Here is a 15,062-nt window from a genome sequence, read left to right on the forward strand (position 1 = left end):
GAATAACCTCTCTATTTACAGATTAACAATATGATATGAAATTCTAATGAAAATACAATAAAATTGAGGTGAATTTTAATTCAATATCAATAGCATTAAGTTGCTAACATTAATTCTCTATAGAATATCATCAGTTTGCCTTTCATTGCTATTTCTTTACCAATAAAATTTTGCTTCAGAGCTGAATTCAAAAGATAACGAATGAATGGTTGGAAGTAACTTCCAACCATTCATTCGACAAGGTAAATATATAATCGAGAACTATTTGTAACTTGAGTATGACTTTCTCAATCGGTTAGCTGTTACAGCAAATCTCGTTGGCATAGCCTCGCCGCTGGCATTACTGAATGAGAATTTTTTTGGTGTAAGTACCTAACTTAAAATCTGAATCCTTTTAGTTGAAACTCAACATTACTAAGGTAATCGCGATCGTTAATCATTTCTGGGAGTAAACTTCCCGACTCAATTGCTGCTTTGACTAGATCTTTAGCAGTAATTTTTCCAGTTCGAGCACCATCGATTAATGAAGAAAATCCAGGAATAGAGTGCGCCCGGTATTGACCCTGATAAGCACTACCAACTAATTCAAATGGAGTTACATATTTTGGGGTAGGAATGTTATAACTTAATTGAGTTGTGGGCGTTGCGATCGGTTCTGTTCGACCGCGTGCTTGTGCGGACGTGCTTACAGATAATGAAATGGCAACAATTGATAAACTAGTCAGGAATAAGCGTTTCATAAAAATGTACCTCTTGGATCGAACTGAATAACCTCTCTATTTAAAGATTAACAATGTGATATGAAATCAAAGTGAAAACAATATGAGATTGAGATGAATTTTAATTTGATTTAAACCTTAATTTAATTGCTAGCGATCCAGAATAAACTTATAGTCATCTAAGTCATCGCATACCGCTATCAAAATTCAATTAGGGGATGTAAGCGATTGCTTATATCCCCATTCACACTTCAGATCGGATAAAATTTTACTACCTATCTACTTGCAGACCATTCTTTCTGCCATTGAGTCATCTGAGCGATCTCTGCCTGTTGAGATGTAATTATATTTCGAGCGAGTTTTTTCATCTCTGGACGTTTGGATTTTTTCAATAAATCTTGTCCCATTGTCACGGCACCTTGATGATGGGGAATCATCGCATCGAGAAATCTGCGATCGAATCCAGCATCGGCTTTACCCAATGACATACTCATCATCATTGACTGTTTATGTTCGGCGGTCATTGCCATTTCATGATTCATGGCAGAGTGCCACATCATCGGTGTTGCTGATGCTTTGGGATACCATTGTTTGCGCCACTGTTGCATCTGGGCGATTTCTTTTTTCTGTTCGGTAATAATGCTATTAGCCAGTTTAATTAGTTCGGGTCTTTTAGATTTTTGGAGAACTTCTTGCGCCATTACCAAGGCACCTTGGTGATGGGGAATCATACTATCGATAAAGCGCAGGTCGTAGTTAGCATCAGCAGGCCCGATATCCATATTATGATTCATACCACCGTGGTTCATGCCACCGTGGTTCATCCCCCCACTTTGGGCGAGTGTTGAATTCGACCCCCGATTTGTTAAATTAGCAATCGCTAAGGAGCCGAAACCAATCCCGCCTAAGATAAGAGCAATCGGTGCGAGTAATTTAACTTTAAAATTCATGAGTGCTAGAAATAATTGTAATGTTGACATTACATAAGATCCTAGCGAGATGAGATGAAATTAAGATGAAATAATCAGTTAAGCTGATTATTTCATCTTAATTTCATCTAGTTAGGCGACGATCGTAGTTACTAAGATTTTACCGATCGAAGATAAACCAGACTCAGGTGCCCTTAATTAGGGAACGATTACGGTTAAGTATGAAAATTTTACTCATCGAAGACGAGCCAGACTTAGGTGCCATCATCCAGAAAATCCTCTCTCGCCATCAATATGTAGTAGATTGGGCGGAAGATGGCAAAACTGGCTGGGAATATTTAACCAACAATCGTTTGCGTAGTATCTCCGCTGGAGAAACAACCTATGCGTTGGCAATTATCGATTGGATGTTGCCCAAAATGTCTGGAATCGAGATTTGTCAGCGGTTACGAGCAGAAAAATATACTCTACCCATCCTGATGTTGACTGCCAAAGATCGGATGGAGAATAAAATTACCGGATTGGATGCTGGAGCCGATGACTATCTAGTCAAACCCTTTGGGATGGAAGAACTCCTAGCTAGACTTCGCGCTCTGCAACGCCGCGCCCAAGTATTTCAAGCAGAGCGATTGCAAGTGGGAAATCTACGACTAGACTATGGTAATAATGCGATCGTGACAATCGACCGCCAGGGACGCGAACAGTCTGGGAGTCTGACAGCCAAAGAATTTCAACTTTTAGAATACCTCATGCAACATCCCGATCGAACCCTCACCCACGACCAAATTCGCAATCGGATTTGGCCGCTCGATTCAGAGTCGGCGAGTAATGTTGTCGCCGCCCAAATTCGGCTATTGCGGAAAAAGTTAACTGAATTAGGCTGTGAGAGTTCGATTGAAACTATGCGCGGATTTGGATATCGCATCAATTCTATTCATAAATAGATAATTATCAATCATTAACAGTGCATCAAAATCGACTATTCAATCGTACCCGTATTCAACTAACTATCACCTATGCGCTCGTCATTGGTTCGATCGCATTGCTGTGTGGCTTAGCGATTCATTTAGTGATGATTAGAGCATTCGCTCGAACGGTCGATCGAGAATTAAACACTTTAGCTGGCACCGTACACGATACGCTGGAAGCTGTTTTACAACAGCCGGAAATAGTAAATCCCGTTGTGATGAATGTACTTCCTGGACTGTGTGTAGTCGGCAAGGAATGTTTGCCAGTTAAACCCCATTCTAAAATTGCCGAACTGACAAAAAAACAAGGCTACTGTCTGCGTTTGTTGAACTTAAAAGGTCAAACGATTGCGACTTTGGGGGCAAAACAACACAAGTTTACCGGAAACGTCGCTTTGCCCAGGGAGAATAAAATCCCAACTATGGATTGGGAAACTATTACTGACGATCGTGGCGAACGCTATCACTTTCATACACTACCACTCAAAACGATCGACAATCGCGACTGGGGTTATCTTCAAGTTGCTCAATCCTTCGATCGATTAGATGAATACATGAGTAGTCTACATCTAATGCTGATGTTTTGGATTCCACTAGCAATGTTACTAATTGGTGGGGCTAGTTGGTGGCTCTCAGGTTTGGCAATCGAGCCAATTTACCAGTCGTACCAGCAAATTCAGCAGTTTACCGCCGATGCCGCCCACGAACTCCGCACACCGCTAGCTGTCACCAGCATAGCCGTAGAAAATGCTTTAGATGTCGAACTAATCGAGCCGGAAACTCGCAATAATTGGGAAATTGCCCAGCGTCAAATTCGCCACCTCACTCGTCTAGCTGAGGATTTACTATGGCTATCGCGGTTGGAAGCGAAGCAATTACCCATGCAGTTTCAGCCCTGCTGTTTGAATGATTTAGTCAGCGATTTAGAAGAAGAATTAGCTCCCCTAGCGATCGCGAGTTCAATCGATCTCCGCTTAGAAGTCTCAGTCAAACAGCCAATCTATGTCATGGGTGATAGCGACAGGCTGTATCGAGCGATCGCCAATCTGATTAATAATGCCATTCAATATACTCCTACCGACGGAGTAGTCACGATTCGTTTAGAATCATCAGAGCGTCACGCGATCGTCACAATCAAAGATAATGGGATTGGCATTGCGGAGGCAGATTTACCACATATTTTCGATCGCTTTTATCGAGTGCAAGCCGATCGTTCGCGCAATACAGGCGGAACGGGATTAGGTTTAGCGATCGTGCACGCGATCGTCCAGGCACATCATGGCAGTATCGAAGTTGATAGTCAGCTAGATGTAGGCACTACGTTTATAGTGCGGCTACCAATTAAAGCCACTCCTAGCAAGATATCTAGCCAGAATCAGATTGTATAGTTTCAATTTTCTATCCGATCGATGGATGCGGTAACGGTACTTTCACAGAACACCTGCTGTTTCTACCTGTAGCTATCCACAATAGTTGACTGAAACTGATTTGAGAAAAATTGTCTAAAAGCTGCCTACGTACTTCAATTATATTAGGGCATTATATTTGTTGTTAGAAATGGAGAACTTTCCAATATAGGGCGTATGCAAGCCTTCTTTATCACCGTTCAAAAAATTAAGTTTAAAATTGACAGAGCCTTCTAGTTGTCCATGTTTTAGACGTAAAGCTCCGCTTAACTCCAAACGTGCGCGATGGGGGGTTCCTTCAAGAATTATCTTTTCACCAAGAAAAGTCCAAAAAATATCAAGATCGCTCCGATCGAGGAAATTAATTAATGCAGCACGATTGATGAGACATGTTTGGAAACCCACTTCTTTGACCGACGGATCGAAGGCAATCAAACGTCCAGATCGATCGAAGAAAGAACCTTCCACTCCATTCCAGCATAGTTCCATTCCATCGGCTAGAAAATGAGCAGGTAGATTAAGAATATAAGATTCATCGATTGAACAATCAATACCAGAACTTTCTTGTAAATATTTATCTGTTGTCACCAATATTTTTCTGGGAATTTTCCTCGTTTCATCAGAAATCCAGCCATCATGACTAAAGTAAGGAGTATTATGATACTTAAAAGCAGGCGACCAAAAAAATTCGCCCAAGAACATTTGAGTAAGCTCGTGTGACTCTGGCATCCAGCGACCCATAAAATCTTGTTGAATAGCCCAGTCAAATACAAGATCTATATCTTGCTTTTCAACAAGATAACTTTTAGTCATGTACCAAATCTGTTTTTGAGATAAATATTCTTCATCACCAGAGGCTGATTCGTTCCACGATCTATAGTTTTCCAATGCCAGCCAACAAGAATTATCATTGGGATTAATAACATTAATCAATAGCTTAATATCAGGCAGATCTTCAATACTTTTTAGCCAAGCAATATTATCGCTGGTATTCCATAAATCATATGGAACAGACTCCCATGTATGTATATGTTGTTTGTTTAAATCTTCTGAGTAAGCACTTTTTAGAAGACATGATGGATCGATATCCCTTTCATTATCTTGCCAAGGGCCACAATATCCGTTACCATCAGTCGAGTTCCAATTGTTAAGTTTGAACTTAAAATTATCTGATACCCGTGCCAAAAATTCATGATAGGCAAGCCATTGATATTTTTTTCCAATTCTTTCAGCCTTATTTGGCATTCTGCCACTAGAGCCTAAGTTACTATCAAACCAGCCAAAGCGTTCTACCGTCCAACCTAGATCGAAAACTCGCCAAAATATCCAGCGTTGGGCGATATCTAAATCGAATTGATACTCTTTCTTAGACGAATTTTCTGAATAATCTAAAATATATTCTTCAAAAATCTTGATTTTTTTCTTGCTCAAGGTTTTACAAAAAGAGCCAATTACATCAAATATAGCTTCCTCCAATTGTTGCTCTGTCAATTCAACTTTAAATTCTTCAATCCTTCGTTCGAGACTCATCTGACGATAATTCTCAATATCTATCAAAGTATTTTGATATCGATCCCATGCTTTTTTCTGCCTCTCTGTTAGGGATTTCAGGAATTTATCATGTATTTCTTCAGAAGTTGGTGGCTCATCCAAACGTTGAGAAGTCCAGGAAAAACTTGTTGAAGAATTTGTGCCAATAATATAACATGCAAAGTCACCTAGATCGAGCACTGACTGCTCGATCGCAAATACAGATCGCCAGCAGTTTATTTCTGGATTACTTGCATAATTATATTTCTTTAGTATCGCATTTGCTTCCTCAGTGTATATCTCTAATTCTTCTCTCGATAAGACATTGTTTATCCATTCACTTTTATACGGCGGTCTAATCCGAGCAACATCAATTTTCAATTCAATATTTCGACTTAAAGCCAACTCAATAACACCACGGGCATAATCCCTTAATAAAATATGTGGAATTGGTTCGCCACTTTTAAATACCCAATCGTATACATCTTGAGCCAGTTGTGCGATCTTATTATCGTTGGTGCTTCGCATTACACATCCATAGGCAACACAGTATAGTCGTTCTAAAATATACAAGTCATCTATATCTAAGAACTCTAATATAACCTGTCTTAGAATATGAATACGAGGTGTAAGTAAAGAGACAAGAGCTTTTGTTGCCCGATCGCGCAGAAAGCGATTAGATGTTGTTAAAAACCAAGTAAGGGCGATCGAACACAATCTAATTGCCTCATCATCAATATGACTTTTATCGTCTGCCGTCCAAGCCCAATCTACCAAGCGATCGACTGCTTCATGTCGATCGTACTGTGAGTGAAGGAAAGTAGACCACCAAGCATCTCGATCGGCTCTAGAATCACGCTTGAGATAGTTATGTAAGAAATCTGCATTGTATGGATGTTTGACATTAGAAGTTACTGTTAAAAAAGTATTTAACAAAAAGGTGTAATTTTTATCGTGCTGAGTAATTTGCGAACTAATATATTGATAAGTTAAATCGTTAATCGAACTAGGGTCGCGCCATATTAAACTCTGAATGAAAGCCTCACGAACGATAGAGTAGCTTGCACAATGCGGTGCAACTTCAACAAGTTCTCGCCCAATACGTTCGGGAATCTGAATTGAGAATGCTTCTAAAAGCCCACGATTATCGTTACATGTTCTATAATCCTTCAGCAGTATGCCTAATTGACTAGTTGGAAGGAATGCTGCTGAAGGATTATTAAGATCGAGATAGTTGTCAAGTAAATATTTAACAACTAGGTGGTCGGAAAATCTCTCGTAAGAAAATCGAATACCATCCATTCTTTTTCCATTCCCTTGCCAGAAAATATCTTCGGAAACGATCCCTTCAATCAATAGATGATTAAATAAAGAATCGTGATACCCTTTGGATGGAAGTAAGGCATTAATAACATTCTGTGCTTCTTCACGGGGTAGCCAATGACGATTATTTTTTACAATCATTCTAGCCATCGCTTCTGAAAGCTGTTGGACTGCTTTTTGAACTATTTCTGAATACTCATCAAAGTTAAGAAACTGTTCGCTAGATAGCTTAGTATTAACTGAATCAACAAGAAATTCAAAAACTGATGAAATCCCGTGAAAGCCAGTAGGTATCTCGGTTAAGCCACGATTTTTAAGCCCAAGACAAAAGAGTTTTAGAAATAGTGGATTCTGAAACTCAGGATTTAGTAAAGGGATACTCGGATGCTTAATGTCAAAAAAATCAAAGAATGTCCGCGTTGCTTGGTACTCACGTTGAACAAAGCCATAATGAGTTTCTCTCACCAAATAATTTTGGTCGAGATGCTGGGGAATTACTACATCTTCATAAGGAGTTCTTACACTGATGGCAATTCCTATATGAGGAAATTTTGTTAAAGCTTTTAATATACCTGCAATATGTTTTTTCCAAATCTTTTTTCCAGCTCCTTCATTCACAGCATCAATCAAAATTAATGCTTTCGTTTGTTGGGATTGAGCCGCAGCTTCTAAAGCACCCAATAGTTCTTCCTTTTTACAGGATAATCCTAATAGCCCAGTAATTTGTGACCAAGGTTCCGCATCATTAAATTGCTCGCCAAGCAACAAAATAGTAGGTGAGCTAGAGTGGATTCTATGTTGAGCGACATCACAAAGTAAATGGGTTTTACCACTGCCAGCATTACCTCGTAGCAGAAGTGCTGGGACATTAGAAAGTAATGCTTCGTTACTTTCTACTAATTCCTCAAGAGAATATAGGTGCTCTATTAGCTCGTTAAGTTCATAAGCCTGATAATTAGAATCGATCGATTGCTGATTATCAACCGTTTTATCGGCTCTAATTTGCTTTAAAAATCTGATATAATCATAAGCTTGCTCCCTACATTCAGAAGCTAAAGTTGACAATGTAGCAAACAATGTAGTAAAATCTAAAATAGCTACACTTACTGGATTTAAATTCTGTAGATTTAATAGAAGTTGGGCAATTTTCTGTTGCAGGGACTCAAAAAAATCTTTTTCAGACAGATTTTTTTCCTTGTGAGTGGCACCCGAACTTATCTTTTTGATTTTTTTCCTCAGACTTTTGAAACGATTAAAAAATCTAGAGCTTCTGCCTAAACCATCAAATAACCTGGCAACGGGTAACTCAACATTTAGCTCTGGCGAATATCGAGGCCCAGCATTGGCAATAGCTTCTTCTAGTCGAGATTGAAACCAATGTTTGCCAAATAATTCAGCATTGAACCAGAACAGATACCGTCCTTGATGCTCCTCACGAGTTAGCCTCTCAAAAATTTCATATTCTCCCCAATAAGGAAAGCTAACAGACATTCCTTTGTTTTGCGCCCATTCTTGCCATTTCTCCACATGTTCGTTCCATTTATCCATGAACGACTGTCGATCGCTCATTCGTGGATCTTGTCTGTCGATTGGTATACATACTGTGTAGCAGACTAGGCGAGGATGCCTATCTAACGCTGTTTTTACAGATTCATCTAGTTGTTTCCACTGACTCTTATCTACAGAGAAGAAGAATTTAGTTTGCCAAGCAAACTCATCTAAAGACGGTAATTTCCAAAAGCATTCCACTCCTGCGTCAGGAGTACCTTTACGGATAAAGACTGAGCCTAGTGGCATTTCTTCATAGAACGCAAGTTGACAGCAAAGCTCCTCAAAAGCCGAATATTGTGAGCCATTCCACGAACGAAGATTTTGCCAATTGATACTCGACATTTGTTCACTCTATTGCAGTTATCGCCAACCAGTCCGAAATTGCCTCCACCTAGCCGCAGCTAGATCGATCGGTTCCTTATCGATTTTTCCTTTGCCCTTGAGATAAAGCCGACCCTCTAATGGGTGAAAATCAGCTCGAAGTTTGCGCGCCGTTTAGCGGCGGTCGGGTCAACACACCTCAGCGCGTCTAAGAGCATTGTCCCACAGCAGTCGCAGCATCGCATAATCGCGTTTCCCCGTCAAACACCATCAACCGCTCGTTTTCCCACCATTCCCCACCAACAAACTCTCCAGCACACCTGAAGCAACCTTTTGTTCCTGCCGTCGATTATCGTCGTACAGAGTCAAAGTATTCTGATTGCTGTGCCGACTCAACGCTTGCGCCGCCCGCAGATTACCCCCACTAGCGTCTAAAAACGCTGTAATCGAACTATGCCGCAACCGATGCGGTGACACCCGCTGCTCGATCCCCGCAGCCTCCGCATACCCTTGAACGATTCGATAGATACTATCCCCAGCAATCCTCGCCCCATAACAGTTATGGCTTAAAGAAGTAATCAGCGGCTGTCCTGGTAAATTACAGGGATGAAAATTCAGCCACTCCTCCAAAGCATAACTGACACTATCGCTAAGATCGATCGCCACCTTCGCTCGTTTCCCCTTCCCCAAGATCTTCAACTTCTGCTGCTGGGGTAAAAAATCCTCGATATTCGCACTAGCAATTTCCCCACGCCGGAGCGCGTTGCCCCAAAATAACAGCATGATCGCATAATCCCTTATCCCGATTGGCGTACTCGGATTACCTCCGGTAGGCGAGCCAACGATTGCGTCTAACATCAATTTAAACTGTTCGACAGAGATCCCCCTAGTATCGCGATAACTTTCCGCTGGAATACTTTCGATATCGCTTAGATCGACAGTAGTTTTACCCAGCTTCCGCGCCATATCTACCAAACTCTTAATCGCCGCCAGCCGGACATTAATCGTGCTGGGTGCCAGGTTTTTATCGATCGAGTGACGACGATATTTTAATACTATTTCGATCGCCGCATATCGATCTAGTGCCAGAAATTCCTCGATTGTTTCTGGAGTCGCAGAGCCATTATAAGCGAACTGACAGAAATTATCGATCGCTTTAACATACTGTTTCCTAGTACTATCTCTGATTTGAAGCTGACCAAACTCAGCCCAGAGATCGTCTGGGCTAGCTGTCAATTCAACCGAGGATGGTCGTTCGAGTTTAGTAAGTTTGGGAGGAGGGATAATTAGCACGATCGATAGAAATATAGTTATTTAATTGGGCTAGGAGTTATTGATGTTGTTGGTGATGGCAATGGCAAAGACTTTTGTAAGGATGTTGACTGTGCCATCAGATCTGGAATGATAAATGCGGCTAATAATGCTAACAAAATTACCAAGATGTAAGTATACTTAGCTATCTTAAACCAGCGATCGAATTGATGTTTACTTTCATTTAATTGTTCGCCAACTATCTCACTTACCTTAGCAGGATCGAGAATCATGCTAAAACGTTCTTGTCTTCGATGAAAATTCCTGATTAATCTTTTGAAGTATTTCTCTTGATAAGTCATATTATAAATCAAGGGGAATATTAAAACATATAGAGCATAAGCTATGATGCCAATTCTAAAAACTGTTGGGTTGAATCCATCTTTAAATAGTGCAGCAATGAAAGATGCTAAAGTTACACCAACAGCAGCTAACATGGTATCGGAAAGATTTTTAATCGTTGCTTCAACTCGATCGGCAAAAACTTGAATTGAGGTTGAGACATAATCTTCAAGAGCTTTTACTTGATTCATATAGCTATCGATCTTTGCTTCGATGAAGCTCTTCCATAGCCATTTAAGTTCGTTGTTAAGATAATCTGCCTTAATCAATAATAGACGATAGGTATCATCTGAAGATTCAGTCAATTGCAAGGTTCTTGCTACTACAGTCTGAAAAAGTGTAAGAGCATCTTCTGTTTTTGATGAAGAATAAATCCATTCAACAGCATCTAATAGTTGACTATTAGCATTAATTACTTCACTATTAGAGAGACTAGCGATACCATCCAAGGATAGATTTATATCTTTACGCTGCTTCTCGCCAGAATAAGTCGATATATATTGTTGGCGATTGTCGATTGTTGTTTGTTCTGCCGTGTAAATAACTAGCATCTTAGCTAGGTAAAGATATATCGCTCTGGCGATCGAATCGTTTGGTGCCGCCTCACCTTTGACTTTAAAGTGTAGGGGCGTTAAATATTTAATATTCAATCCTTGCCATCTCAACTGCCTTTGACTGCGCTCGTACATGGATTCGATCTTTTCTCGATCGGGAATTTCAGAGGTCAGTACTGCATTTAATTTTTGTAATTTATTACCACCAAGAATAGCTAAATAAGCACCATGTAAGTAAATTTCATGTTCCGGTACGAGCACAATAACTTTAGAAGCTGGCTCATCAGCCCAAAAGGTAGACTCGATCTTCTCCAGAGAAGAGGGAAGAAATTTTTTCTCTAATGATTCAGCAAAGAAGACAAGAAAAGTCCTGTGAGGAAAAGGAACTTGAGATGGTAAAATCGAGAATTTTTCTTGAATTATTTGCTTGAGCTTATTCTTGTCGATCTTAAATCTAAATTCAAAAGTAGGTGTATTAGAAACTACTTTTTTAAAGTCATCAACCTTTCGTTGGTTTAATGTTGAATCTATTATTAATTCATCATCTGCGAAGCTAAATTTACCGCTAAATGCATCACCATATTTTTGAACGAGGAGAAGCAATTGAGAAATTGTAAGTTTTTCGAGTTGTTCGCGCTGAAAGTTTTCATCGTAATAATTGATTTCGTCTAATTCTTCTTGACGTATCAACCACTCTTTGTCAAAACCTATTTGTTTACAAAAATCCAATAAAGGATTGGCTAATTGTATTAACTCATTCATTTAATTTTCTTCTTTCCAGGTTTTAGTACGAAGCACGATTTCATAGAAGTCCGAATTACTATCTGGCTTTTTCACATTTTTAATAATTTGAGACAAATCTTCTCTGTTGACTGAAATAAATAATCCTCGATCTCCCTTGAAACGAACTTTCTTCCGTAACGTTTTTACATATTGTGAATCTGGCGAGAATTCTCGATCGGGTAAGTTTTTAAATTTATCTGTAACTATCTGTTTGTAAAGATCGTTAAGAGGTAAACTATCTATTGTTGATTCGATATCAACCTTAGTTTGTTTGATAGCACTATTAAATATTGAATGAACAGCATCATTTTGCTCGCTAGTTATTTCAGGAATAGTACGAAGTTCATTAATTGCAGCATTCATGGCTGTATAGTATCGCTTAGTCCTCTCTCGATCGTCTAGAGCTAGATCCGCTTTTAAGAAATCTTGAGTGAAAAACTGGGCGGGTTCTTGCTCTGTTTGTCGATCGAGCAACATCATATCGTAATCTCCATGCCTTGGTTCTAGAGATTGAACGAATACACATTTTTGCAATTTCTCTTTTGTTGTAGGCATCATGCCGCGTTCGAGTTCAAAGCCAATATATTTCTTACCACTTTTGTCATTTTTAACAATGGGTCGGAAAGCATCTGAAGGATCGAGTTTAATTAAAGCAATAAATTTGCGATTTTCATAGTTGTCCGCTCGATAAGAACACATAGCTAAATTACCAAGGGCAATCCGCTTATCTTTCTCGATGAGTTCTTTCAAGGATCGCGCTATTTTCTGTGAGCCAACGATAAAATCTAGTCCGCCATGAATTAGATCGTAACAGAGTTGAGCAATATCGCCATCCTGAAACGTATTAGTTTTAAACTTAGCAGCTTTTGTGGTTGGATCTTTTAAAGAGTTTTGAATGTGTCTGGCAAAATAATCGGACATCATACTTAAATTTTCTGATGCACCTAAATCTATACACAGTTCTGATAAAGTGAGTCCATTAGCTTCTCTAGAATCAACAATGTGGAGAATTGCCTGCTCCAGCTTAATTCCTGCTGAATCTCGCATAAAATTTGCTTGAGTTTATTAGAAATGAAATAAAAGTTGTCTGACAATCTCAATCGATTTACGTATTTTCAAATACGATACCTTTAAAAAGTTGCTCGATCGATATTATCGAGTTATCAACGATAGTTTATTTAAGGGCGTTGCTGGATTCATATATGATTTCCTATTTTTGGATTCTATTCTCCCCACTCCCCGCTATCTGTAGCGACCTGCAATACTAATCACTCAGGACTGCAATCATCGCAATTTTGAGACCACATTAACTGCAACTATAAATGCTGTTAGACGACGTTTTCGTCGGCTCAGTTGCTCTGAAAGAGAATCCAGCAATGCCTATTTAAGATTTAATCTGGCTCGATGCCCAGAGCGCGTAGTTGGGCGGCTAACCGTTCGGCTCTTTGGTCTGCTAGTTCAGCTCGTTCTACTGGAGTAGGGTAGCGATGGTTATTTTCGTCATACCAATACAGCCATTCACGCATCAATGCACCGTGGTTGGCTCGTTCGCATCCGATACCTAACCCAATCTCTGGCATCCATAAGGGATTGTTCGGTTGTAGTTCGTATTCACCATTAACTAGCTGATGAATTTCTAGTGTTGGCTTTCGGCGACGTTTAGGGTTGTAGATGACATAGTAAAGCACACCCATTTGGGCGTATTCCTGAAGCTTTTTAGTATATTCTCCCCCTGGGGTGGTTGAGACTACTTCTAGCACCAAAACTGGTGGTACTTTCTCTTCCCAGAGCGTATAGCAAGAGCGCATTTGTTCGTCAAAAACTCGCTCGACATTCAAGCTCAAGAAACCATCAGGGACGATTGCTGGCTGCTCTGGGTCGGTATAGATTGCCATATCAATCCCAAAAAACCAATTCATCCGGTCTTTCCAAAGGAGTTCCAGGATTGATTTAAGTAGACTGGGAATGATTTCTTGGAGTTCGTTATCCACAGGGGTATCGTCGGAGCAGGGCAATTCGTCGGCAGTCGGTAGGTATCGAGGTAACTGGTACTGATACATAAGGTGTTTGGCGATTGATAGTAGAATTATACCACAGCCGAACGCATGAAAAGATCCATTTCCATACATCCGATAAATATCCGACAAAATTGGGCGATCGATCGGGTCGTGATATAATATTTAAGACGCACGCATCAATTGCCACGACCATTCGGAGGTGTTATGACCATCGCTCAAAATCATCCTCAACTCAAAGAACGTCAGCGTCAACGATGGGAAAGTTTAACTCCTGAAGAACGAGCCGAACACGATCGACAATTCGAGGCGTTGTATAAATCTCTCGAAGAATCGCGGAGATAATTTAGGTAATAATTGTTTTTATAGACACCAATGTTTTTTGATTAATTTTTAATGAAAGTATCGATCTTGATGAAGGGTAACAATGTCACAAATGGTTTAGGAAGTTAGCAATCAAGCAAATAATTAAGCTCGAACATTTATCATAAACATTTCTATATATGTCTCAACCATTACAATACTTGACAAATGAGCAGGGCGAACGAGTTGGAGTCCTATTGGACTGGAACACCTACGCTAGACTTGCCAATCCATTAGGCTTGGATGAGGAATGTTTGATGGGATTGAGTATCGATGAGTTAACAGCACTAGCAAGTTGTAAATTGGCGGTGGCAGAGCAAACTCATCTAGACGATCTAGTATCCAGAAATACAGAATCATTGCTCTCCACCGATGAGATCGCCGAGTTAGATGACTTATTAGCGAAGGCAGATCGATTAACAATTCTCAAAACTCGTGCCAGATATACGATCGAGTGCTTGGAACGGGGTACTGCGGCAGCATGAGTGTTTATATTCGGGTTGAGTTACAGCGACAGATTCGCGACTGCTTTGGTGAATGCTGTGCCTATTGCCGGACGGCAGAATTTCTAACGGCGATGACGTTTGAATTCGAGCATATTATCCCCCTTGCCGTTGGTGGGGAAACGGTATTTGAAAATCTTTGTTTTGCCTGTCCTTCTTGTAATCGCTACAAGGGAGATCGTCAGACTGCTATCGATTCAGAAAGCGGTGAAACAGTTGCGTTATTTCATCCCCAGGAGCAAGTTTGGGGACAACATTTTAGCTGGAGTGAGATGGGGACAGAAATGAGAGGACTAACAACGGTGGGTCGAGCGACGATCGTTGGATTGCAGATGAATCGTCCAGCGTTGATGCGGGCAAGGGCGATGTGGGTTAAGTTAGACGAGCATCCGCCAAAGTTAACGTGACAGAAGATGGCACTTGAGGGGTTGGATGGTTGGTCTA

The 15,062-nt window shown here is 40.2% G+C and carries 12 protein-coding genes and 1 pseudogene; 5 read left to right on the forward strand and 8 right to left on the reverse strand.

Features of this window, described 5'->3' with window-relative positions; all coding sequences use genetic code 11:
• Nucleotides 1-377: 377 nt before the first annotated feature.
• A complete protein-coding gene (locus tag CHA6605_RS30745) occupies nt 378-740 on the reverse strand; it encodes a hypothetical protein (protein WP_015329074.1) in 363 nt (120 codons plus the stop codon).
• A 254-nt stretch (nt 741-994) separates the two neighbouring features.
• Nucleotides 995-1,699 carry a DUF305 domain-containing protein gene (locus CHA6605_RS30750; RefSeq protein ID WP_015329075.1) on the reverse strand — a complete coding sequence of 235 codons (705 nt, stop codon included), beginning with the start codon at nt 1,697-1,699 and terminating at the stop codon, nt 995-997.
• 170 nt (nt 1,700-1,869) lie between these two features.
• Between CHA6605_RS30750 and rppA the strand changes: the two genes are divergently transcribed.
• Nucleotides 1,870-2,592, forward strand: coding sequence for a two-component system response regulator RppA (rppA, locus tag CHA6605_RS30755; RefSeq protein ID WP_015329076.1), 723 nt, complete (start codon nt 1,870-1,872; stop codon nt 2,590-2,592).
• A gap of 20 nt (nt 2,593-2,612) precedes the next feature.
• On the forward strand, nt 2,613-4,004 hold the full coding sequence (rppB, locus tag CHA6605_RS30760; RefSeq protein WP_015329077.1) for a two-component system sensor histidine kinase RppB: 1,392 nt from the start codon (nt 2,613-2,615) through the stop codon (nt 4,002-4,004).
• A gap of 138 nt (nt 4,005-4,142) precedes the next feature.
• On the opposite strand, the gene avs2 is transcribed toward rppB, so the two are convergent.
• From avs2 to CHA6605_RS30785, 6 genes and pseudogenes are all read right to left on the reverse strand, one after another.
• On the reverse strand, nt 4,143-8,768 hold the full coding sequence (gene avs2 / locus CHA6605_RS32300) for an AVAST type 2 anti-phage system protein Avs2 (RefSeq protein WP_015329078.1): 4,626 nt from the start codon (nt 8,766-8,768) through the stop codon (nt 4,143-4,145).
• A gap of 54 nt (nt 8,769-8,822) precedes the next feature.
• Nucleotides 8,823-9,011 (reverse strand): annotated as a pseudogene (locus tag CHA6605_RS37450) (hypothetical protein); the annotation flags it as partial.
• 6 nt (nt 9,012-9,017) lie between these two features.
• Nucleotides 9,018-10,040 carry a tyrosine-type recombinase/integrase gene (locus CHA6605_RS30770; RefSeq protein ID WP_015329079.1) on the reverse strand — a complete coding sequence of 341 codons (1,023 nt, stop codon included), beginning with the start codon at nt 10,038-10,040 and terminating at the stop codon, nt 9,018-9,020.
• Between the two features lie 17 nt (nt 10,041-10,057).
• Complete coding sequence (locus CHA6605_RS30775) at nt 10,058-11,716, reverse strand: hypothetical protein (RefSeq protein ID WP_015329080.1); 1,659 nt, start codon at nt 11,714-11,716, stop codon at nt 10,058-10,060.
• Complete coding sequence (locus tag CHA6605_RS30780; RefSeq protein WP_015329081.1) at nt 11,717-12,784, reverse strand: nucleoid-associated protein; 1,068 nt, start codon at nt 12,782-12,784, stop codon at nt 11,717-11,719. It lies immediately after the preceding gene.
• 344 nt (nt 12,785-13,128) lie between these two features.
• On the reverse strand, nt 13,129-13,797 hold the full coding sequence (locus tag CHA6605_RS30785; protein WP_015329082.1) for a Uma2 family endonuclease: 669 nt from the start codon (nt 13,795-13,797) through the stop codon (nt 13,129-13,131).
• 162 nt (nt 13,798-13,959) lie between these two features.
• Between CHA6605_RS30785 and CHA6605_RS34830 the strand changes: the two genes are divergently transcribed.
• The 3 genes from CHA6605_RS34830 (at nt 13,960) to CHA6605_RS30795 (ending at nt 15,025) form a co-directional block, all read left to right on the forward strand.
• Nucleotides 13,960-14,097 carry a hypothetical protein gene (locus CHA6605_RS34830; protein ID WP_015329083.1) on the forward strand — a complete coding sequence of 46 codons (138 nt, stop codon included), beginning with the start codon at nt 13,960-13,962 and terminating at the stop codon, nt 14,095-14,097.
• A 158-nt stretch (nt 14,098-14,255) separates the two neighbouring features.
• Nucleotides 14,256-14,600: a hypothetical protein gene (locus tag CHA6605_RS30790; protein ID WP_015329084.1), complete on the forward strand. Its 345-nt coding sequence runs from the start codon at nt 14,256-14,258 to the stop codon at nt 14,598-14,600.
• A complete protein-coding gene (locus CHA6605_RS30795; RefSeq protein ID WP_015329085.1) occupies nt 14,597-15,025 on the forward strand; it encodes an HNH endonuclease in 429 nt (142 codons plus the stop codon). Before CHA6605_RS30790 ends, CHA6605_RS30795 begins: the two co-directional genes overlap by 4 nt.
• Nucleotides 15,026-15,062 lie beyond the last annotated feature (37 nt).

The organism is Chamaesiphon minutus PCC 6605 (assembly GCF_000317145.1).
Taxonomy (GTDB): Bacteria; Cyanobacteriota; Cyanobacteriia; order Cyanobacteriales; family Chamaesiphonaceae; genus Chamaesiphon; species Chamaesiphon minutus.